General features: G+C 33.9%; 15 protein-coding genes. 11 read left to right on the forward strand and 4 right to left on the reverse strand.

What is annotated here, in order from left to right:
• Nucleotides 1-51: 51 nt before the first annotated feature.
• The 3 genes from ACYQ0O_RS11625 to ACYQ0O_RS11635 form a co-directional block, all read right to left on the reverse strand.
• Entirely contained in the window at nt 52-2751 is a 2700-nt protein-coding gene (locus ACYQ0O_RS11625; RefSeq protein ID WP_459893241.1) for a hybrid sensor histidine kinase/response regulator, read from the reverse strand.
• 79 nt (nt 2752-2830) lie between these two features.
• Nucleotides 2831-3727 (reverse strand): DUF362 domain-containing protein, encoded by an 897-nt coding sequence (locus ACYQ0O_RS11630; RefSeq protein ID WP_459893243.1) that lies wholly within the window; start codon nt 3725-3727, stop codon nt 2831-2833.
• Nucleotides 3702-4901 (reverse strand): MFS transporter, encoded by a 1200-nt coding sequence (locus tag ACYQ0O_RS11635; protein ID WP_459893245.1) that lies wholly within the window; start codon nt 4899-4901, stop codon nt 3702-3704. Before ACYQ0O_RS11635 ends, ACYQ0O_RS11630 begins: the two co-directional genes overlap by 26 nt.
• Before the next feature lie 309 nt (nt 4902-5210).
• Here ACYQ0O_RS11635 and ACYQ0O_RS11640 point away from each other — a divergent pair, with 309 nt between their 5' ends.
• Genes ACYQ0O_RS11640 through ACYQ0O_RS11650 form a run of 3 tightly spaced genes read left to right on the forward strand, consistent with a single transcriptional unit; the run spans nt 5211 to nt 9374 of the window.
• On the forward strand, nt 5211-8099 hold the full coding sequence (locus ACYQ0O_RS11640) for a cache domain-containing protein (protein WP_459893247.1): 2889 nt from the start codon (nt 5211-5213) through the stop codon (nt 8097-8099).
• On the forward strand, nt 8096-9100 hold the full coding sequence (locus ACYQ0O_RS11645; protein WP_459893249.1) for a GGDEF domain-containing response regulator: 1005 nt from the start codon (nt 8096-8098) through the stop codon (nt 9098-9100). Before ACYQ0O_RS11640 ends, ACYQ0O_RS11645 begins: the two co-directional genes overlap by 4 nt.
• Nucleotides 9072-9374: an Hpt domain-containing protein gene (locus tag ACYQ0O_RS11650; protein ID WP_459893251.1), complete on the forward strand. Its 303-nt coding sequence runs from the start codon at nt 9072-9074 to the stop codon at nt 9372-9374. The genes ACYQ0O_RS11645 and ACYQ0O_RS11650 overlap by 29 nt, the downstream gene beginning before the upstream one ends.
• A gap of 123 nt (nt 9375-9497) precedes the next feature.
• Here ACYQ0O_RS11650 and ACYQ0O_RS11655 read toward each other — a convergent pair whose 3' ends face one another.
• A complete protein-coding gene (locus ACYQ0O_RS11655; RefSeq protein ID WP_459893253.1) occupies nt 9498-11246 on the reverse strand; it encodes an aldehyde ferredoxin oxidoreductase family protein in 1749 nt (582 codons plus the stop codon).
• A 147-nt stretch (nt 11247-11393) separates the two neighbouring features.
• On the opposite strand from ACYQ0O_RS11655, the gene ACYQ0O_RS11660 reads away from it, so the two are divergent.
• The 8 genes from ACYQ0O_RS11660 (at nt 11394) to ACYQ0O_RS11695 (ending at nt 22455) form a co-directional block, all read left to right on the forward strand.
• The gene (locus ACYQ0O_RS11660) at nt 11394-13703 is read left to right on the forward strand and encodes a mechanosensitive ion channel family protein (protein WP_459893255.1); all 2310 of its coding nucleotides are present in this window, start codon (nt 11394-11396) and stop codon (nt 13701-13703) included.
• A gap of 152 nt (nt 13704-13855) precedes the next feature.
• On the forward strand, nt 13856-15076 hold the full coding sequence (locus ACYQ0O_RS11665) for an HDOD domain-containing protein (RefSeq protein WP_459893257.1): 1221 nt from the start codon (nt 13856-13858) through the stop codon (nt 15074-15076).
• Nucleotides 15077-15096: 20 nt separating this feature from the next.
• Entirely contained in the window at nt 15097-17625 is a 2529-nt protein-coding gene (locus ACYQ0O_RS11670) for a hybrid sensor histidine kinase/response regulator (protein ID WP_459893259.1), read from the forward strand.
• A 2-nt stretch (nt 17626-17627) separates the two neighbouring features.
• Nucleotides 17628-19154, forward strand: a complete 1527-nt coding sequence (locus tag ACYQ0O_RS11675) for a B12-binding domain-containing radical SAM protein (protein ID WP_459893261.1) — start codon at nt 17628-17630, stop codon at nt 19152-19154.
• Nucleotides 19155-19221: 67 nt separating this feature from the next.
• Nucleotides 19222-19749 (forward strand): DUF4178 domain-containing protein, encoded by a 528-nt coding sequence (locus tag ACYQ0O_RS11680; protein ID WP_459893263.1) that lies wholly within the window; start codon nt 19222-19224, stop codon nt 19747-19749.
• A complete protein-coding gene (locus ACYQ0O_RS11685; protein WP_459893265.1) occupies nt 19730-20080 on the forward strand; it encodes a hypothetical protein in 351 nt (116 codons plus the stop codon). Before ACYQ0O_RS11680 ends, ACYQ0O_RS11685 begins: the two co-directional genes overlap by 20 nt.
• 3 nt (nt 20081-20083) lie before the next feature.
• Nucleotides 20084-20926 (forward strand): DUF350 domain-containing protein, encoded by an 843-nt coding sequence (locus ACYQ0O_RS11690; protein WP_459893267.1) that lies wholly within the window; start codon nt 20084-20086, stop codon nt 20924-20926.
• A gap of 56 nt (nt 20927-20982) precedes the next feature.
• Nucleotides 20983-22455: a polyamine aminopropyltransferase gene (locus tag ACYQ0O_RS11695; RefSeq protein ID WP_459893272.1), complete on the forward strand. Its 1473-nt coding sequence runs from the start codon at nt 20983-20985 to the stop codon at nt 22453-22455.
• Nucleotides 22456-22499: the final 44 nt, after the last annotated feature.

Below are 22499 nucleotides of genomic sequence, written 5' to 3' on the forward strand. Positions count from 1 at the left end.
TGGCAATCTTTATATGTATAATTACTGCTACAGTTACCTCAAATATTCCTACTACACTTCTTTTATCACAAATCCCTTAATCACTTCAGTTAATTCTTCTATAGTAAAGGGTTTTTTCAAACTTGTTTCAAATCCATACTCTTTTGGATTTGACATTACTGGATCAGAAGAATAACCACTCATAACAACAAAAGGGGCATCAATTAATCCTCTAATACGGTTAGCTGCATCTAACCCCCCCATTCCCCCAACTATTGTCATATCTAAAAATATTGCTTTTATATCTGCCTTTTGTTCTTCATTGAGTCCCTTAATAAAATCTATTAACTCCTCGCCATTTTTTCTCAAGACCACCTCAAATCCCAGGTATTTCAAGGCGTCTAATAGAAGTTCCAGCATAAATTCTTCATCATCCATTACCACTATGGTTCCATCACATGATAGTTCTTCAACACAAGTTAACTTATCTTTACCAGTGTCTTTTTTATGCCCTATTCTCACTGAGGGAAGATAGATATAAAAAGTGGAACCAACTCCAGGCTCAGACTCCACTAAGATGTTTCCCCCGTGCTTTTTAACTATGGAATAAGATATGGCAAGGCCAAGTCCGTGTCCTTGTCCCTTTGTGGTGTAAAAAGGATCAAAGATATGACCTAAAATATTAGGGGGAATTCCACAACCAGTGTCACTTATTTTAATTTCTGCATATTCCCCTTTAGGTAAACTACACCTATAGGTCTCAGAAATATTTACTTTTTTTAATTCAACTTTTATTTCACCTCTATCTGGCATAGATTCCACTGCATTTATCACTATATTGTCAATAACCTGGGCAAGTTGATTTTTATCAAAACTTGCCATTACAGTGTCATCTAAATCAAAACTCACCTTAATCCTTGAACCACTCAATGCAAATTCCACACTTTCTCTCACTAATTGACTCAAATAATCCACTTTTTTTACTGGGTCCCCACCCCTTGCAAAGGTTAACAACTGATTGGTTAAATGTCTTGCTCTATCCAGAGATTTAATGGATTTTTTTAAGTATTCAGAAATAGATGAATCTTTGGCCTTTACAACCGCAAGGTCTATAAATCCATAGACACCTGTAAGTAAGTTATTAAAATCATGTGCTATACCGGCTGCCAATGTACCCAGTGCTTCTAATTTTTGTGCATTTTGGGCTGCTTCAAAAAAAACCCGTCTCTCTGTAACATCTCTTATTACCAGCACCGACCCCACTATAACACCTTTTTCATCCTTTATTGGAGATATTTTATACTCTGCATCTACAGCTTTTTTACTTTCAATCGCCACTACTGTAATTTCATAACCTTCAATGGAATTACCCTGTTTTAAACATCTATTTACTGGATTTTCTGCTATTTCATTGGTTGTGCTATTAATAAATTCAAAAACTGAATCTATTGTCTTACCGATAACGACATTCTTTAGCAGTTCAAAAATTTTTTCTCCACTACTATTTATATAAGTGATACATCCCTTAATATCAGTGGTTATTATTGCATCTTCTACGCTTTCTAATATTGCTGATAATTTCTCCTTTTCTCTTACAAGTAGTTGCTGGGCCTCTTTTATATGGGTTATATCATACACAGTCCATACAATTGCTGGTCTTCCTCTATATAATATTCTGCCAGCTGTAAAGTCCACCCATTTTTCTTCACCTTTTTTAGTTAGTATCTTAATCTCATACCTTACTGGAAAATCTTTTTCCCCTTTTAATCTAGATAGCCCCCTATGAATAACTAAATCCCTATGGTCTGGATGCACCATGAAATAAAAGGGTTGTCCTATAAATTCTTCCTTTGAATAACCTGTTATTGATTCACTTGCCTTATTTACATATACATATCCCTGCTCATTAAAAATCCCAATACCTGTTGAGGTCACGTCTGCCAAAGTTCCAAAGAGATCAACCTGTTCTCTAAGTCTCTTCTCAAGCATCTTTCTCTGACTAATGTCCCTAACCACTGCTACAACAATATCTATTTCCCTAAAGGATGTGCTAGTTAATGAGACCTCTACCCAAAATTCATTACCCTTTTTCCCCCTTGCCTTCCATTCAAAAACCTGGGGAGAATCTAATGATTTCTTTATAAAGTCCAGTGCCATTTCTCTGTAGTACCCTTCACCTGAAAAATAGGAAACATCCTTTCCAATTACTTCTTGTTTTGATTCATATCCATACATCTTCAACATGGAGTCATTTACATCTATTATCTGGCCAGTGTCAGCATCATGAATAAAAATAGCATCCTTTGTAGAATTAAAAATTATCCTTAATTTTTCTTCGCTTTCTTCAATTGTTCTCTGAAGTTTAAGCCTCTCACTTACATCCCTGGACACGCTTAGAATATACTTTAGTCGGCCCTCTTCATCCCTTATACCTGACAAAGTAGCTTCAACTGGGATTATCCGCCCATCCTTTGTCACCTCTTTCAGTAATAAAACCAGTGTCCTATTTGGATCCATATTGGGGTCTTTTTCTTTTTCCAATTCCCGTGCAAATATTTCCATTACTTCCTTAGCCGTATTTTCAGAAAAAATTTCCAGAACATTTTTCCCAATCAACTCATCTGGTCTATATCCAAGGAGCCTCTCTACTCCTCTGGTGAGAAACAAAAAATTTAAATTCAGATCAAGAATGGTAATAACGTCAACTAAACGTTCGTCTATTTGAGGAAATAGGTCATACCAAAAATGTTTATAATCAAACCGTTCTGCCATATATATTACCCCTCCATAACAACGTATTTTTTCTATTATTTCCTATAATCTATTTATAGTCAATTAACTATAAAAAACACTATTTAAATAATCTCAGATAACACCTTTTAATAAAAGACAAAAACACTCTATCTGGCCTGAAACTTATGTCCTTTAATTCTTTAGGATATTGAAAATGGAACCTTCGTTCTAATTCCCTGTCTTTGATTATACTGATATGCTCTGGTCTTGATCCACACAGATTGTGATGTAAAGCTGTATTCCACAAAGGAATTGATTTAGGACTAGCGCCAACAAAGTTGTATATTGCCGTATCTACTCCAATTGGGCTATTGGATATTGCAACTAAATTTAACTCCCTTTTATCACCATCTAAAGGACCTGTTTTCTCCATTGTCCATATACCATCTACTATATTAAGTGATTTTGGTATATAGTTTAATATACCAAGTAGTAAATTGGAAAAAGTATTGTGGTCTCTTCCATATTTTATGTGGGCCAATAGTTTGTTAAATCCAACAATAAGTCCAAATAAGTTCTTTACACATAGACTGAGTCCCATCTGCCCATGTGATTTTAATTTACTAATATTTACTAAGAGATCAACATATTGTAACATTTTCGCCATTGGGTAATAAAATCCCCTGTATTTTGCTTTATGGAATTCTATTATATTAACTGGCATATCTCCTATTAGGTCATAGAGCCCTATAGTCTTGGCTATATTTTTCGCAGATCCAAATGCAGGTGAATCCCCAATAAAAACTCTGCATTTTAGATTTACAAAAAATTTACTTATGTAATATATAATATACGGATTCGTACAGCTTATATCACTATTTTTAGAAGCAATAAAATTTGGTTTGATTAAGATATTTGTACCTTGAATATCAAAACAATCTAAAACATCATTTAATGCATATTCTAAAATTTCATTGTAATCATCAATATTAAGTAAAAATACCGGTATTTTCATATCTATCTAGCTCTTTAATTAATTTAAATCCAATAAGTAATGAGATAAAGGATATGAAACACACATAAACTGAGACCTGGACAATACCTACATTGTATATAAACCCCACAATAAAACTTCCCAGGAAATAAGAAAGTCCAAACACTGTATTAAAAATTCCATATGAAAATCCACGCTTACTTACTGGTGTAATATCAGCCACACAGGCCCTCATTATAGTCTCATACATTCCCATTACCATGCCCCATATTACAATTCCTATAATTAAGACTATGAATTTATGACTAAATACAAAAAAAGGAATCAACAAGGTAATTAATGGTATAATAAGAACTATTTTAAGTCCAAATTTATCGTATACCCTGCCTATTATTAAGGCAAAGATTGCATCTACTCCCATTGCAAACGCGTATACAAACGCAATAGACCACTCCTTTAAAATCCCCTGTACCTTAAAATGGTAAGATATTATCTGAAAATTAACAAAACCCATTACGGATAAACTGCTAAAAAACATATATAACCAAAATACAAAAGGAATGGCTCCATGTTTTTCATTATCATCTATCCTTTTTTCAAGCGCTCCAGGATTTTTTGCAATGTTTCTTGCTGAGACTAAAGCAAATATCATAATAATACATGGAATTACCAGAATCAAAAATCCTTTCTTTAAGCCCAGTCCAACATAAAGGAAAAAGGCAAATAAAAGTGGGCCTATGATGGCACCAATTTGGTCCATTGCTTCATGGAGTCCAAAGCCAAAGCCTCTTCCCACCTTTTTGGTTGCATAGGAGAGTATAACGTCCCTTGCTGGTGTGCGAATGGCCTTACCAACTCTCTCTAATACAATAAAAGTTGCTGCAACTTGCCAGGAGTTTGTGATACCAAGTAAGGGGATAAAAAATATCATCAAATAACCAATAATGGTCAGCATCCATACAAATCCTGTCCTGTCAGTGAGATACCCAGATATAAGCCTTAATCCATATCCAAGAAATTCCCCAAGACCTGCAACAAATCCAACAACAGCAGCACTGGCTCCAAGAGTAGCCATATATGGACCAACAACTCCCCTTGCCCCCTCATATGTAACATCCCCAAGCAAACTCACCAGACCAAAGATAAGGATAAGAGATAGAGAAGGGCTGTTTTTGAGTTTATTTAATAAATTCATCTTATGCCCCTTGACCATAGCCCGAATTTATCAAAATCATAAATTTGGGGTAGTTCATTACTGAAAAAGGAAAAAATTAACAGAGCCAAAACAAATATCAAATTGACATAATTTTTAAAAACTAATAATTATTTTGTAAAGTAATATCACTTAGTCCTAGTCTATCAAAACCGATAAACTTAGGTTAATGGATAAAAATAAATTTTCTCACAAAGATTATGGAAAGGCTCATACCACCCGTTACAGGAGAATTAGAAAAAATCTCTAAGGATATTATTTAAACTATCATATATTTCAAAAGGGACTCAAATGATTGAAATATTTAAATCAAGACTTTTTTTAAAGATCTTTTCTACCATTATGGTGCTGGTGACAACTTTTGGTATATTAACCTACATCATATCTGTTCCCTATGTGGAAAAAAAAGTAAGAGAGATGGAAGAAGAGTCCAGTAAGACTATACTAGAGAGTGTCTATCACATGATAGAGAAGATCCATTTAGATATTCAATCTGAAAGGAGATCGGTTATTGAAGATAGGAAGAAGGAATTAAAACATATCATAGAAATAGTTGAATCATATATTAAAAATATAGAAAAGCAGGTTGATGAAGGCTTAATAAGCAGAGAAAAGGCAAGGGAAAAGATCTGTGAGGAGCTTAGATCTTTTAGATATGGTAACAATGATTACATATGGGTGGCAGACTATCGTTCCTACTTAATTTCTCACCCTGATCCAAAGCTCTATAAAGCAGACACTTCTAATTTAAAAGACATTCACGGGAAATTGATCGTATATCCCATGGTAAAAATGGCCAGAAAAAATGGTGAGGGGTTTTATTCTTATTACTGGAGGAGATTGGGAGACAAAAAGCCAATAAAAAAGCTCTCTTATTTTAAGGATCTTCCTAAATGGAAATTTGTTGTGGGAACAGGGGTCTATATAGATGATGTTGATAAGGAGATAGATAAACGAAAAAAGCAGATGGTTGAAGACCTCAGGAAAATTTTAAGAAATCTAAAGATTGCACGCACAGGATACGTATATATTTTTGATTCAAAGATGAATATGATAATCCACCCAAACAAAAATATAGAAGGCAAAAACTTTGCCGACCTTCCTGACCCCATGACTGGCAAATCAATAGGACGTGAACTTATTGAGGCGTCTAAAACCAAAAAGGGAGAACTCACCTATACCTGGGATAAGCCCGATGATCCTGGAAACTATATCTACAAAAAGAAATCCTGGGTGAAATATTTTAAGCCATTTGACTGGTATATTGCCTCCTCGGTCTATGAACAAGAACTTACCAAGACATCAAGGCTTCTCCATAGAAGGATTTTAGAGGTAGCAAGTTTTATCTTAATACTGTCCCTATTTATTGGATATATAGTGGTAAAACGCTTTATTGATCCAATTCTCGTACTTGCTGATGTTACAAAAAAGGTAAAACAAGGAGACATGACAGTCAGAAGTAAGATAAAACGCAAAGATGAGATAGGCTTTCTCTCAGATTCCCTAAATGAAATGATCGAGCAACTAAAGTCCCATATGGATGAACTGGATGAAAAAGTAAAGGAAAGGACCATAGAATTGGAAGAGACAATGAAGGCCCTATCCCGGGCAAAAGAGTCAGCAGAATCTGCCAACAGGGCGAAGAGTGAATTTCTTGCCATGATGAGCCATGAAATAAGGACCCCCATGAATGCAATTATAGGCATGGCTGAACTTTTATGGGATACAGACCTTACTCCTGAACAAAGGCAGTATGTTCAGACCTTTAGATCTGCTGGAGAGGCTCTTCTGGGCGTAATCAATGATATACTGGACATATCAAAAATAGAGGCAGGAAGGCTTACCCTTGAATCCACAGAATTCAATTTAAGGGAACTAATTGAAAATATTTGTGAGGTAATGGCTGTAAATGCCCATGAAAAAGGCCTTGAACTTTCCCTTCACATAGCTTTTGATGTCCCAGAATGTGTGATAGGAGATCCTTTAAGACTCAGGCAGATAATCACAAATCTGGTTGGGAACGCCATAAAATTCACACAACAAGGCGAAGTGGTTGTGGAAATAAAAAAGGAATCTGAAGAAAATAACATTGTAACACTTAGATGCTCTGTGAAAGATACAGGTATTGGAATACCAGAGGATAAGATTGCCACTATATTTGATAAATTTAGCCAGGCAGATTCTTCCACCACAAGACTTCATGGAGGAACAGGCCTTGGCCTAGCCATCTCAAAAAATTTAGTGGAGATGATGGGCGGTAAAATCTGGGTTAAAAGTAAGGTGGGTAAAGGAACTACTTTTTATTTTACCCTGAAATTCCCTGTGGCAAAAATAACATCATTAGATAAAAAGGAAACCATCCCTGCGGATATTAAAGGCAAAAAGGTCCTTATAGTGGATGATAATGCCACAAATAGATTGATATTAAAAGAGATCCTCTATCACTGGGGAGTCATAGTGAGAGAGGCAGAAAATGGTCCTTCAGCCATAGAGGAACTCTGTAAGGCAAAACAAAAGGAAAACCCTTATGACCTTATACTCCTGGACTGCAGAATGCCACAAATGGATGGATTTCAAGTTGCAGAAAAAATAAAAAAAGATCTAAAAATCTCTAATACTATTATATTGATGCTTACCTCAGACAACAGGGCAAATCATGTTATAAGGGCAAAGGAGTTAAAAATAAAAAGATACCTGGTAAAACCAGTGAGAAAAAAAGAACTTTTTGCTGCCATTATCTCTGCCCTTGAAAAAGAAAAAATAGAAGAAACAAAGGCAATTAAAGATGAAAAAGAAAAATCCCAGAGACCATTAAAAATCCTTCTTGTGGATGATTCCCCTGACAATAGGCTCTTGATACAGGCCTATTTAAAAAAGACTCCTCATAAAGTTGACATGGCAGAAAATGGGATAGAAGGTCTCGAAAAATTTAAGAGAAATAAATATGATCTGGTTTTTATGGATATTCAAATGCCCAAAATGGATGGCTATACTGCAACAAGAGAGATCAGAAAATGGGAAAAAGAAAATGAACTGGAGCCCACCCCAATAATTGCTCTTACAGCCCATGCCTTGAAAGAAGAGGGTATAAAGAGTATTGAAGCAGGATGTAACGCACATCTTACTAAACCCATTAAAAAGAAAACCCTACTTAGGGCATTGGAAGAGTATGTGAAATGAGTATACTCATTGTGGATGATTCTCCTGATATGAGACTCCTTATTAAGACCCTGCTAAATAACGCAGGATATAAAGATGTAATAGTATGCGGTTCAGCAGAAGAGGCAATCAAGATACTTGAAGGAAAAAAAATAGACCTCATACTCATGGACATTATGATGCCAGGTATAGACGGCATTGAGGCATGCAGGATGATAAACAGCAGGGTAAATCTTCTGGACATACCCATAATTATGGTTACAGCAAAGGATGATATAGAATATCTAAAACTTGCCTTTGCCGCAGGCGCACTTGATTATGTAACCAAACCTTTTAACAAAATAGAGCTCCTGGCCAGGGTCCGTTCTGCCTTGAAACTAAAACATGAAATGGACAATAGAAAGTCCAAGGAGATTGAACTAAAAAAAATAACCCAACAGCTGGCAGAACTAAATGCAAAATTGCAAAGATTGTCTTCTTTGGATGGACTAACTGGAATCCCAAACAGGAGGACATTTGATGAGGTCTTAGAAATAGAATTAAAAAGGGCAGTGCGTAATAAGAGTCCAATTTCCCTTATTATGCTTGATATTGACCATTTCAAACTCTTTAATGACACCTACGGACACCTTAAAGGGGATGACTGTCTCAAGGAAATAGCAAAAGTATTACAGAATTCCTTAAAAAGGCCAGGAGACCTTGTAGCACGATATGGTGGCGAAGAATTTGCGTGTATCCTTCCCAACACTGACAGAGAGGGTGCAAAGTCAGTTGCAGAAAAGATAAGAAAAAATATCAAAAAATTGAATATAGAGCATAAAAAATCTCTTACAGGTATAGTAACAGTTTCCCTTGGAATAGCCACAGTTGTACCTGATTGTGATTTTCATACATGTGAGCTTATAACATATGCAGATCAAGCACTTTATTGTGCTAAAAAAGAAGGAAGAGATAGAATAAAACAAATCTATCTTAACAAAGGGGGAAATAGCAATGACAGAAAAGATTGTAATAACTATTGATTCAGAGCTCGAAGAAATTGTTCCTCTATTTCTTGAAAATAGAAAAAATGACATAAAAGTAATAGAAAACTCCCTTAAAGAAAAAGACTTTAATACTATCAAGAGGCTGGGACACAGTATGAAGGGTACTGGAGGAGGATATGGATTTGATAGGGTCACAGAGATCGGAGCAGCTATTGAAGAGGCAGCAAAAAATCAGAATTCCTCTGAAATCCAACAACAAATTGATACCCTTAAAGACTATCTTGAAAGAATAGAAATTATTTTTGAATAGGGAAAGATACCTATCATATTTATCCTGCTCCAGTATGTTTATTTACTAAGTTCAATTAGTTTTTATCATCACATAAAAACTGCCAGCAAAGGCAACAGCTTGAAGTATAAAAAATATCTACATTTACTCAAAACCCCTAATCTTATAATACTCCTTAAGCATAAAATCAAAATCCTCTCTCTTTACCTTTTCATTGGTCTCAGGCAGGGCTTCATTAAAGAAACGTTGTGGTAAAGTGTCCATATCTTTGGTAAGTCCCTGTATTTTATTAAATATACGGATATTATTCTTGATTTTTGATGAAATAGCCCTGAGATCATCTTTTGTTAGTTTCAGGCCAGTTGTTAAGAATATAATTTCCCTGAGCTTATCCCATGGATATAAGTCCCTGAAAAATCTGCATACAATTAGTGTATCCATTATAATAAGTCTGTCTTCCCATTCAATTAACACCTCTGCCTTTCCCTGAATTTTATCTGGTGGAGATATGCCTGAAAGTTCTGCCTTGTAAAAGGTAGTCCTCAGGTGGCATGCCCCCCGATCAGATGTTGCATAAGATAAGGCCATTCCTTTAAATACCCTTGGATCGTATCCTGCTGGCTCCAATCCCTTAACATGAATTGCATAATCTTCCAGTCCCAATTTTTTAGCAGCATAAACTATTCCCATGGATAGAATTTCTCCTAATCCCCTTCTATTTGAGATATCTTTTATTAGTCTGGAAATTCCCTCAACATCACCATAATCTATTTGTAAATCCACTTTTTTCATTCGTGATGCCTCAATTGCAAAAGAAACCAAATTGCCTGTGGAGATGGTATCCAGCCCAAGCCTATCGCAAAGGTCATTTAAATATATGATATCTTCTATATCCTTAACCTCACATAGTCCCCCAAAGGCATAGATGGTTTCATATTCTGGCCCTTCTATAACAAGCCCTTTGTATGGACCTGATTTTATCTTTGACATACGGCCACAAGCCAAAAAACAATGTGGGCATGCATGTGGTTTCACATGACATCGCTGATGCAATGCCTCAGCATTTATACCATCTATGTGTTTTGCCCTCCCCTGTTTCCAGTATTTAGTTGGAAATGCCCCAGCTTCATTTATCACATCCACCATTATTGGAGTTCCAAACTTTCTATATGAAATGGCCCCTGGATCTTTTTTGCCTATCTCTAACATTTGTCTGTTAAAGTCCAAAATCCTTTGCCTGTCATAAAATTCCTTTTTCATATTACCTGCAAAAGAAATTGCCTTGATTTTTTTTGATCCAAAAACAGCGCCAATACCGCATCTTCCTGCGCTCCTCCAATAGTTATTTTCAACAACTGAAAATCTTACAAGATTTTCTCCAGCAGGGCCTATGCAAATAACACCAAAGCGATGAAACTCCTTTCTATTTTCCTTGATCCATTTAACAATAGTATCATGGGTGAGATAGGTATCCATACCCCATAGGTGCTCACCATTGTGAAAATAAACACCTGCACTGGTTATTTCTATCCACACAGGATAGTTAGATGAGCCCTGAATCACCACCACATCAAAGCCTGTTTCTGCAAGCCTATCACCTACCTCACCCCCTGAATAGGATTCAGCAAAAAGACCAGTTAAGGGTGAAAGAGAATAAATAGAATACCTACTACTTCCCCAAATCCCACTACCTGTTGCTGGACCACCTGCAACTACAATACAATTGTCAGAAGAGAAGGGGTCTATTTTCTTATTAACAGTGTTTAACAAAAAATAACTCCCCACTCCCTTTCCTCCTAAATATTGCATAAATATCTCCCTATCTATGCTCTCTACTTTGTAGCTCATAGATGAGAGATCAATATGCAATAGTTTTTGAAAAAATCCTTTCATACCTTGCCTCCTATAAGATCAAATCTTTTCTAAATTAAATGGTTATCCCAACAATTGCAAATTTGACAGTAAAGCTTTTTTTTTACACTATAAACAGAAAGTTTTTGGCTCCAAATCCAAGATAATTTACGTTATAGGAGCGTTAACATGCACATAAACATAAAAAAATTATTAATAACTGGTATTTTTTTGTGTACTTTTTGTTTTATTTATATCCTACCAGTGAATTCACAAGGTGTTATCATACAAAATCTAGAAGATATAATCTCTAAAGATATAAAAACTTATCCTATTAATAAGTTTATTGAGGACTGTTTAAATAGTACCAATCATCTGAAATTAAAAATAAATTCCCTTTTAAGAGTTGAGAAAGATAAAACCAAAAAAAATCAGTTAAATATAATCTCTAACAACTTAGGATTAATCCTTTCACAAATAGATATATTAAAAGGCTTGATTAGTGTAAAGCCTACTATCCCTTTTAAATTACCAGAAAAAGAAAAGCCTCCATATACAATTGATGTATTTCAAAAATATATTGATCTTTTAAGAGAGATAAACTTCTCTTTTTCAGAAAAAATACGTCTAAATAATGTTGTAAAGGATAAGATTTATGCAATAGAAAAAGATTGTAAAAATTTAATAGATTTATATTTTGAGAAAAAGAATAATTTTGATGATTCTCAAAAATATAATAGACTAACCTCTATTTTATCCCTTAAAATTCAATATATGATTTTATATCAAAGACAAAAAAATTACCAATTTATAATCAACAAACTCAAAGAACAAAAAACTGAATTAACTAATAGAATAAATTATATTTTTAAGAACCTAACAATTAGGGATCATGATATCAAGGATATTAAACAACAAAAAGATGCCTTAACTGATCAATTTAATGCCCAAAAAAATAAGTTATTAGAACAGCAAAGGGAAATAGATAAAAAAATAATATATTATGAAATAAAATTACAGTCTATTCAAAATAAAATTTTTTCTGAAGGATCTTCCCAAAATAAAAAATTTTTGAATATAGAAAAAGAAAGGATTAAATCCATAATTAAGTACTATAATTTTAAAAAATTGTATCTGTCCCAAGGAGTTTTAAGCACTGAACTCAAAAAAATGTATTATGATTTTTATTATTTGTGGTTAACTGGCTATCAAAAAATAAGAAATGGAAGTGGTGACGAGAATATTTTTAAATCTATTAATAGAATTAGCCATTATATTGAACAAAAGTTTAAACTTATAATTGAAAATCTTGCAGATATTAGAAAGGTCAAAATTGATTTAGAACAGACAATTGCCTTTAATTCCCAAAATATAAAAAACATTAAAGACAAAAAACTAAGAAAAACAATTTATAATTTAGTATATGAACTAAACAGACAAAATAAAACAATTGATGACATAATTTTTGTATTAATAAAGAACAAAGATCAGTGCAATGAGTTGATGGATGATATATCATTAATCTCGTCTCTCCTAAAAGATATGCTTGGATGGATAAAGGGACTAAATGTTTGGACAAAAGAAAAGTTTCTAGATATATATGGAAAGTTCAAATATGTAGTTCTATATCCTTTTGCTAAGATAGGTAATTTAACCTTAAGCATCGCTTCTATTTTTAAGATATTAATATCATTTTTGTTAGGTTTGCTCTTTTTAAGATGGTGCAGGAAAAAAGTATCATACTTTTTGCAACATAATACAAAACTATCTTTAGGTGCTATACATTCCATTACCACACTTGGTTATTATTTTTCCATGGTACTACTTGTCCTAATAGTCCTGTCCACAGCCGGCATAGATTTAACGCAGCTTAGTATACTTATGGGTGCTTTGGGTGTTGGTATTGGCTTTGGCCTTCAGACCATAGCCAATAATTTTATATCTGGGCTCATTATCCTGACAGATAGGTCTATCCAGGTAGGTGACCTTGTTGAGCTGGAAGATGGTACCATGGGTACTGTGAAGAGCCTGGCCATTAGAGCCACTGTAATAAAGACCTTTGATGGTAAAGACATTATAGTTCCAAACTCTGAATTTATATCAGCAAAGGTGCAGACATGGACCTATAGTGATTATTGGAGGCGATTAACAATCCCCTTTGGAGTCAGCTACGACGCTGATCCAGAACTGGTGAGGCAACTTGCTTTAGAAGCCGCAAGAGAAGTCCCGTTTACAAAGGAAGATAAAGATCACCCAATACAAGTATGGTTTGAAGGATTTGGCGACAACAGCTTAAATTTTTCAATCAAGGTATGGTACAAAATAACCGAGTTAAATACTGTTAAAACTGGACTGGTAAGTGATTATTATTTTGCCCTGTTCAAAAGACTAAAAGAGGCAAATATTGAAATACCATTTCCACAGCGGGATTTACACATAAAAAGTCTGCCAGATAAATTAATAGATTTTTTGGGGAATAAAGGACAAAATAAAAATTAAAAAATTAAATACCCTGTTCCTTAATTTTCACACTTGACCAATATTGGTCAAGTGTCTCATCCCTTTATCCCTTTCACACTTGAATTACAACATAAAATAAGTTAATATTAAAACAACATAAAAAAACTCCAAGTGGGAAAGGAAAAAAAGAATTGACTGTAAAAAAAGTTTCAGAACTAATATCTGAGGATATCTTGGAAAGAGACGTTCGGGCTCCTAATGGAAGATTATTGTTTAAGAAAGATACAGTTCTAACAGACAAGCATATCTTAGTGCTCAAAACCTGGGGAGTTTTAAAGGTCGAAGTTTCAAATAATGAAAAAATCAAAATAAATTCACAGGATAGTGGTCAAACAAGAGAAGATATATTATCCCTCTATTTTCCCCAGGATGAGATTAAATATTCCCCAATGAAAGACATATATGTGTTATCAAAAAAATTTAGTAAAAAATACATTAATATAAATGAGCTCCCGCTAAATCACCTGAAAGAAATTGATAGTTCTAAAAAAATAGCCCTTCCCTCTAACTTAAAAATTTCTCCAGAAAAATTGGTTGAATCACAAAATGAACTCTTCTCTCTGCCCAGTCTATATCAAAAGATGATGGATATTTTAAATGACCCCAACTCTTCTGCTGCAAATATTGGTGAAGTTGTGAGTAAAGATCCATCCTTAACAGCAAAACTACTTAGAATTGTTAACAGTCCCCATTTGGGTCTAGTATCTAAAATTGATACTGTTTCCAGGGCTATTGCAATACTTGGATTGGAGCACCTAAAGTTACTTACAAAAGGTATAATATTAATTGAAAATTTTAAAAAGATTCCGTCTAACATACTTAGTATGCGACTATTTTGGAGACACTCAATCTCTGTTGGTCTTATGTGCTCTCTATTATCTTCACAACAAGTGGAACTGGTCACAGAAAAATTCTTTATAAGTGGATTGTTACACGATATTGGGAAGCTTGTTATGCTAGCTGCCATGCCCGGGCTTTATCTAAATATCATACTACATGCAAAAGATGAAAAAATTAGTCTGTATGAAACAGAACTAAAGATATTGGGCTTTAGCCACGCTGATGTTGGAGCTATCTTATCGGAAAAATGGTATTTCCCGCAGTCCCTTACAGAGGTAATAAGAACACATCACACACCCAAACAAAGCGATATCCCTGTGGATGCAAGTATACTCTATATTGGGGATAGCCTTGCCCAAGCTTGCTTTTATGGCTTTTCTGGTAATGTATTTATCCCCAAAATATCTAATGAAATAATGGACCTATCAGGTCTTGATGCCAGCTGTTTTGATGTGGTCATTCCAAGCTTTTTTAAACAAATAAAAATGTTAGAGAAAAATTTTCTGGATTAAATAATTCAAGGATCAATAATATGGAAAATCTAGACCCTAAAAATTACAGTGATAAACAAATAGCATTAAATATGATCAAAGATTCTATGGGACTAATTTCTTTTGATACAAGGGTTACTAATATAAAGTCTCCAACAGATATTTTAATAGAAACAACCAATAAAATTTTAAAGTTGTATAGTTTTTCTTCTATCTCTTTTTTTATGATAAATGAAAAAGATAGTTCATTCTACCTTGCATACTGCCGACCAGAAAACTCAAAAGATTATTTTGAAAAAGAGTATATAGAACTAGTGGACAGTGGACTCTTTTCCATTTCCCTAGCCAATACACAAGCCCAGTTTACACTTTCATCTGATGGAAATAGTTTTTTAATTATCCACCCCATTGCTACCCCAAGGCGAATTCGTGGAGTTTTTCTAGCACAAAGTGAAGTAAGCAAAGAAAGATTTCCAGAATATGTACTCTATATGCTCACCATCATACTATTTTCATGTGCAAGTTTAATTGAAAGCTATGAAACATATAATTATTTAAGTAATATCAATAAAAAATTAAAAGAAAAACTGGAAGAACTAGAGATACTAAACAAAAAACTCTCCCATGAGATATATCTAAGGCAGGAAAAGGAGTTAGAACTTAAAAGGAGCGAGGAAAAATATAGATCTATTATAGAGAATATAGATGATGCTTATGTAGAAGTTGATATAAATGGAAAAATAACATTTTTTAATAAAAGTTTACTTAAAATTACTGGATATAAAAAAGAAGAAATTTTAGGAAGACATTTTAGTGAATTGACTTATAAAAAACATGCAAAAGAAATATTAAATGACGTTAAGAAACTCTTTACCAATAGAAAGGTGGGAAAATATCATAGCTGGAAATTCTCCAAAAAAGACGGCCAAATTATCTGGGTGGAGAGTCTAATATCTCCCATTGAAGATAGATCAGATAAAATAGTTGGATTTAGGACTATTCTCCGGGATGTTACTGAGAGGATTGAATATGAGAAAAAGTTAATAGAGAGTGAAAAAAGATATAAAACAATATTTGAAAATTCTGGTACTGCTACTATTATTGTGGACATAGATGGCATTATCGTAATGGCCAACAGAGAAGTTGAAAAATTATTTGGATACAAAAAAAAAGAGATTGAGGGAAAAAGATCAATAAAGGATTTCGTGTATCCAGATGACCTTGAATATGTTTGGGAATATCATATAAAAAAAAGAGATAAAAACAAAAATGTACCTCAAAAAATTAGATGTAGAGCCCTTGATGCAAAAGGGAATATAAGACAATTAATTGTATCCACAGAATTAATACCAGGTACAACAGACACTGTTGTATCAATTATAGATTTAACAGAACAGGAGGAATTGGAATCCCAGCTGAGGCAGGCCAGAAAATTTGAGGCACTTGGTACCCTGGCAGGGGGAATTGCACATGAATTTAACAATATCTTGCAGGGGATTAAATCAAATATCGAACTACTCAATTTGAAACATGGGGAAGTTTTTAAAAAGGATAAGCTATTATCTAAGACCGAAGATTTGATATATCGGGCAGAGGTAATTGTAAACAGGCTCCTTACCTTTAGCAGAAAGACAGATATAAAAATGGAAGATATTGATCTAAATCTCGTGATAAAGGAATCAAAAGAATTACTCAGGGGGGCAATAAAAAAGGGAATTGAAATTAGGACCTGTTATTGTAACAGACCAGTTATGATACTTGGAGACAAGATACAATTAGAAGAAATTATAGTCAATCTGGTAAACAATGCAGTAGACGCAATTGGGAATAAACAAAGGGGGTTAATAGAAATTGGCGTTGACTGTATTGAGTCAACTGCTCCAAATCACCACATAAATGTAGAAGGAGATAACCTTGCTTTTTTATGGGTTAGGGACAATGGATGCGGCATAAAACAAGATAAATTGGAAAAGATCTTTACCCCCTTTTACACTACAAAAGAACCAGGCAAGGGAACAGGACTTGGGCTTTCTATTGTGTATGGTATTGTTAAGTCCCACAAGGGCGAGATATTGTGTGAGAGCCAGGTGGGAGTTGGAACTACGTTTAAAATCTATCTTCCCCTGTCAGAAAGCCTCCACAACTATGAAACTAAAAGATCAAAAAAAGAACTTAATGTGGATAAAATTAATGGTTCTGTATTGGTGGTAGATGATGAAGAAATAATAAGAGACGTTATATTTGATGCCTTGACCATTAAAGGTTTGGACGTCCATATGGCAAAATCAAGTGAAGAGGCAATAGGTTTTTTGAAGGACAAAAACAAAGTAGATCTGATACTTATGGATCTGGATATGCCTGGGATGGGAGGTGTCTTGGGCGTAAAGGCCATTTTAAAAAAATATCCCAACCTTAAAATAATTATTTGTTCTGGATATGGAAAAGATATTTTAGACAAAGATCCAAAAGATATAGGTGCTGTGGACTTTTTAAAAAAACCTTTTAGTTTGCAAACACTGTATGATATTGTTGTGAAACACTTAACTATCTCCAAACAAAAGGAGGACTAAATATGAAGGTCCTTTTGGTATACCCAAGATATCCTGATACATTCTGGAGTTTTAGACAATCACTTAAATTCATATCCAAGAAGGCTGCATTTCCTCCACTTGGACTCCTTACCATTGCATCCCTATTGCCAAAGACATGGGATTTAAAACTAATAGACTTAAATGTGGAAAAATTAAGGGACAAAGACATAAAAAATGTTGATTTAGTAATGATAAGCGCCATGATGATCCAATCCAAAAGTTCTAGAGAGGTAATACAAAAATGTAAAAGATACAAAGTAAAGGTAGCTGCAGGAGGTCCAGCCTTTAGCGCTGAACCTGAAAAATTTCAGGATGTTGATTACTTGATATTAGACGAAGGAGAAATAACAATACCCAAGTTCTTAAAAGATTTAGATAAAGGCGCTAAAAAAGGGATTTACAGGGCAGATGAGAGACCAGATATTACCAAAACTCCCTTACCATCCTGGCACCTTATTGACTTTTCCAAATACGCCTCAATGTGTGTACAATATTCAAGGGGATGTCCTTTTAATTGCGAGTTCTGCGACATAATAACACTATTTGGCAGAAAACCCAGAACAAAGACACCTGAGCAAATGGTTAAGGAACTTGAAGCACTGTATAACGCTGGGTGGAGAGGTGGAGTGTTTATAGTTGATGATAATTTTATTGGAAATAAGCAAAAAGTTAAAAAGATGCTACCTGAAGTAATAGAATGGCAAAAGCAACACAACTATCCATTTACTTTTTTTACTGAAGCAAGCGTTAATTTAGCTGATGATGAAGAGCTAATGGATCTTATGTGTGCAGCTAATTTTAATAAAGTCTTTCTTGGGATTGAGTCTCCCTCACTTGACAGTTTAAAAGAATGCAACAAGCTACAAAATACAAAAAAAGACTTATCAGATGTGGTCAATACAATACATAGACATGGCATGCAGGTTATGGCGGGATTTATTGTTGGATTTGACAGTGATGATGAGACAATTTTTAGTAAACAAATTAGATTTATACAGGAAACTGGCATAGTAACTGCTATGGTTGGAATGCTTGTTGCTGCACCACAAACAAGATTATACTACCGATTAAAAGCAGAAAATAGACTATTTAGAGATCCAATAGGAGACAATACTTCTGCAGACATAAACTTTTATCCAAAGATCGGGCTGGAAAAACTCATACAGGGGTATAATGATATTATAAAAACAATATATACTCCAAAAAATTACTACAAGAGAATAGAAGTATTTTTAAAAAATTATAATCCAAGCACTAAGGTAAAGCTAAAAAAAGAAGATTTTATTGCCCTTATAAAGAGTATCTTTAAAATAGGGATATTCTCCAGATCAAGTATATATTATTGGAAACTCATGGTTAAGACAATCTTTACAAGGTCTAAATCGTTTCCAGTTGCAGTGGAGTTGGCTATTCTAGGTGAACACTTCATAAAATTCTCAAAAAAATGTGAACGCTCTTTAAAAGATTTTTTAAAGGAAGTTAAAAACAGACATCAACTTGCATCTTAGTAAATTCCTTTTGACAAGGTGTTTATATATGTGTTTAAATGCAAGCACTATTTAAAAGGGACTAATTATGGGAATATTTGACTTTTTAAAATCCTTAAAAAAGAATAAGGAACAGGATGTTGAATTAGTGGGATTTAATCTTGAGGACCTCAATGTTGGGAGTGTAATAGAACTTGATGGTGAATCCTGGGAAGTGAAATCCAAGGGATATTACGATTATGGAGACGAAAAAGAATGGGACTATAAAATTCAATCTTCCACAAGGGAGGGATTTTTAAACAAAGATGAAGAGGGAATATATTTATTTGTTAGAGATGATTTAACCAAGCTATCTATAAATTTATTTAATTTTCTAAAAACCCATGATGACCTACCGTCAGAGGTCATGTTTAATGGAAAACCTTATAATTTAACCTACTCTGGGGCAGCCTACTATTGTGTTGGGGATAGTAGGACTCCAGTGGTTATCTGGGATTTTGAAGATAGTGAAGGAAATATTCTAGAGATACTCCAGTGGTCAGATGACGATTTTGAACTCTTTTTAGGCAGAAAAATCCAGGAATGGGAAATTGAAGATGTCTTTTCTAAAAAATAACAAAGGTCTTTCATTAGTTGAGGTAATCCTCATAATAGTGATTTTGTTTGTTATAATATCTGTTATATCCTCAATATATTCTGCTGTTCGACCAATATTCTGGCCTGGATATGGATATTCCAGACATTATTATGGCTCAACATATTATGGTGGCAGTAGATACAGAGACAAATATTCAAAAAACTATCCAGTGGGATCTAGGAATTCAAAATTTAATAATAGATTTTCGTCAAAATCAAAATCATCTTCTTTTGCATCCAGGTTTTCATCAAAATATAGCAGAAGTAGGGTGTCAGGGTTTAGATCATCAGGATTTTTTGGAGGTAAATGACATATGGTACCAGCAATAAATTTAGTTTCAATTCTAGTATGGACATTTATATGGGTTATAATAGGAAAATTTGTGTTTGATAAAATTTACTATAAGAAAATTTCCCTGGAATTAGAACTACTTTCAAAAAATAACATGGCCCTGGCAATATCATTCTCTGGGTTTATACTTGGCTTGTCCACGTCCCTAATACATTCCATTGATCCAATATATCCAATCTATATAAATGGAATAACGGGGACATTAATATTAATATTAATATTGCTATTCACCAGGATATTTGATTGGATCTTTTTACAAAAAATAGACCTCCCAACGGAAATTATTGACAACAAAAATAATGCAGCAGGTCTTGTTGAAGGGAGTTTCTTTTTTTCCATGGGTCTTATTATATCTGGGGGATTCTCTGGATATGATCTTGTAACATCATGGTGTTATATGTACCTCGAATCTGTATTATACTGTTTTCTGGGACTAATTCTCCTTTTTATAAGCTCAGTTGTACTGTCTTTTATGCTTAAGATCAATATGCAAGAAGAGCTTTTGAAAAACAACAGTGCAGTGGCATTTAGTTTTTCAGGAATTTTTATAGCAACTGCAATGGTAATAAGAGACGCTATATCAGGTCCTATGCAAAAAGGCCTATTATATGATATAGGAATCACGTTTCTTGACTGGTTTGTAGCTCTTGTGATAATGGTTGTACTATTTCTCTTATTTGATCTAATACTATTTAGAAAGTTCTCTTTTAAAGAGGAATTAAAAGAACCAAATATTGGTGCGGGTATTATCATTGCAATAGTATTTATCTCTTCTTCATTAATCTCTTCTATTATCATCCCGTGATAAGTAAAAAGTCTTCCCTAAAGCTATCTATTTTTTTTACAGGATTTGCAGGTATTGTGGCAGAATACCTGCTTTCTACCCTTGCATCATATCTTTTAGGCGACACAATATTCCAATGGACAATGACCATATCCATAATGCTCCTTGCAATGGGCATAGGCGCAAGGATAAGCAAAAAGATAGATAATAAATCCTTACTTCAATCACTCATACTTACTGAAATATGCATAAGCCTTGTGGTTAGTTTCTCTGTGTATTTATCTTATATCCAGGCTCCATACTCTGATAGATTGTCCTTTTTTATCTACTTTATGTGTTTTTTGGTTGGTGCTCTAATTGGTATGGAAATACCCCTTGCAGTTAGAATAAATGAATCCTTTGAGGAACTAAGGGAAAACATATCAAACATACTTGAAAAAGATTATCTTGGAGCTCTGCCTGGAGGGATTTTGTATGGATATTTTTTTCTACCAAAGTTAGGACTTATATATACTCCCATTATTGTTGGATCCATCAACCTATTAGTTGCAGGACTTATTTTTATCAGCTTTTCAAAACAAATCTCAAAAAAACTATTATTGTTATATATTCTTTCTATTACTTTAATTTTAAGTTTTGCATTTATTGCAAAGCCAATATATCTAAATGCTGAGCAAAAATTTTATAGAGACCCCATTGTAAAAATAAAACAGACAAAATACCAAAAAGTAGTGTTAACAAGATGGATGGACGATTACTTACTTTATCTGGACGGACATCTTCAATTAAGTACTGTAGATGAATACAGGTACCATGAAGCAATTGTGCATATTCCTGTGAGTATTGTGAGACCTGAAAAAGTGCTTGTAATTGGCGGAGGGGATGGATGTGTAATAAGGGAGCTGGAAAAATATAAACATATAAAAAGCATTACCATGGTTGACATTGATAAGGAGTTCGTAGAATTTGCAAAAAAAAATAATATAATGAGACAAATAAATAAAGATAGTTTTTTTGATAAAAGGGTGCGAATCTTTTTTGAAGATGGATTCAAATTTGTTGAAAACTATAATAAGAAAAACATCAATGCATTTGATTTAATCATTATAGACCTAACAGACCCAAGAAATATAAGGAGCGCAAGATTATATACAAGGGAATTTTATACTTTTTTATATAACATATTATCCCCAAAAGGCGCTGTAATAACCCAGGCATCAAGTCCTTTTTTTGCAAGAAAGACATTTTGTTGTGTGCTTAAGACCATGTCCTCGGCTAATTTTTATTCATATCCAATGGCCATGTCCATTCCCTCCTTTGGTGAATGGGGATTTATTTTGGGGCTAAAGGAGAAGTTTTCCAATACAAAACTAAAAACAATTATTTATAAAAACTTCAATGAAAAAAATACCAGATATTTCACAAAACAAATGGCCATATCAATTTTTAATATGCCCAAAAATTTTACCTGCAAAAATGTAAAAATAAATACCCTCATAAATCCCATAATTATCAGATACTATGACGATAAGATGTGGGATCTGCTTTAAATTCCACTACCTGTTCAATTCCCAATATGTCAGGAAAGATGTCA

Source organism: Desulfothermus okinawensis JCM 13304, from assembly GCF_054654515.1.

Coding starts and splice junctions, on each gene's coding strand:
- ACYQ0O_RS11625 (WP_459893241.1), bottom strand. CDS start 2,751: ATGGCAGAACGGTTTGATTATAAACATTTTTGGTATGACCTATTTCCT.
- ACYQ0O_RS11630 (WP_459893243.1), bottom strand. CDS start 3,727: ATGAAAATACCGGTATTTTTACTTAATATTGATGATTACAATGAAATT.
- ACYQ0O_RS11635 (WP_459893245.1), bottom strand. CDS start 4,901: ATGAATTTATTAAATAAACTCAAAAACAGCCCTTCTCTATCTCTTATC.
- ACYQ0O_RS11640 (WP_459893247.1), top strand. CDS start 5,211: ATGATTGAAATATTTAAATCAAGACTTTTTTTAAAGATCTTTTCTACC.
- ACYQ0O_RS11645 (WP_459893249.1), top strand. CDS start 8,096: ATGAGTATACTCATTGTGGATGATTCTCCTGATATGAGACTCCTTATT.
- ACYQ0O_RS11650 (WP_459893251.1), top strand. CDS start 9,072: ATGACAGAAAAGATTGTAATAACTATTGATTCAGAGCTCGAAGAAATT.
- ACYQ0O_RS11655 (WP_459893253.1), bottom strand. CDS start 11,246: ATGAAAGGATTTTTTCAAAAACTATTGCATATTGATCTCTCATCTATG.
- ACYQ0O_RS11660 (WP_459893255.1), top strand. CDS start 11,394: ATGCACATAAACATAAAAAAATTATTAATAACTGGTATTTTTTTGTGT.
- ACYQ0O_RS11670 (WP_459893259.1), top strand. CDS start 15,097: ATGGAAAATCTAGACCCTAAAAATTACAGTGATAAACAAATAGCATTA.
- ACYQ0O_RS11675 (WP_459893261.1), top strand. CDS start 17,628: ATGAAGGTCCTTTTGGTATACCCAAGATATCCTGATACATTCTGGAGT.
- ACYQ0O_RS11680 (WP_459893263.1), top strand. CDS start 19,222: ATGGGAATATTTGACTTTTTAAAATCCTTAAAAAAGAATAAGGAACAG.
- ACYQ0O_RS11685 (WP_459893265.1), top strand. CDS start 19,730: ATGTCTTTTCTAAAAAATAACAAAGGTCTTTCATTAGTTGAGGTAATC.
- ACYQ0O_RS11690 (WP_459893267.1), top strand. CDS start 20,084: ATGGTACCAGCAATAAATTTAGTTTCAATTCTAGTATGGACATTTATA.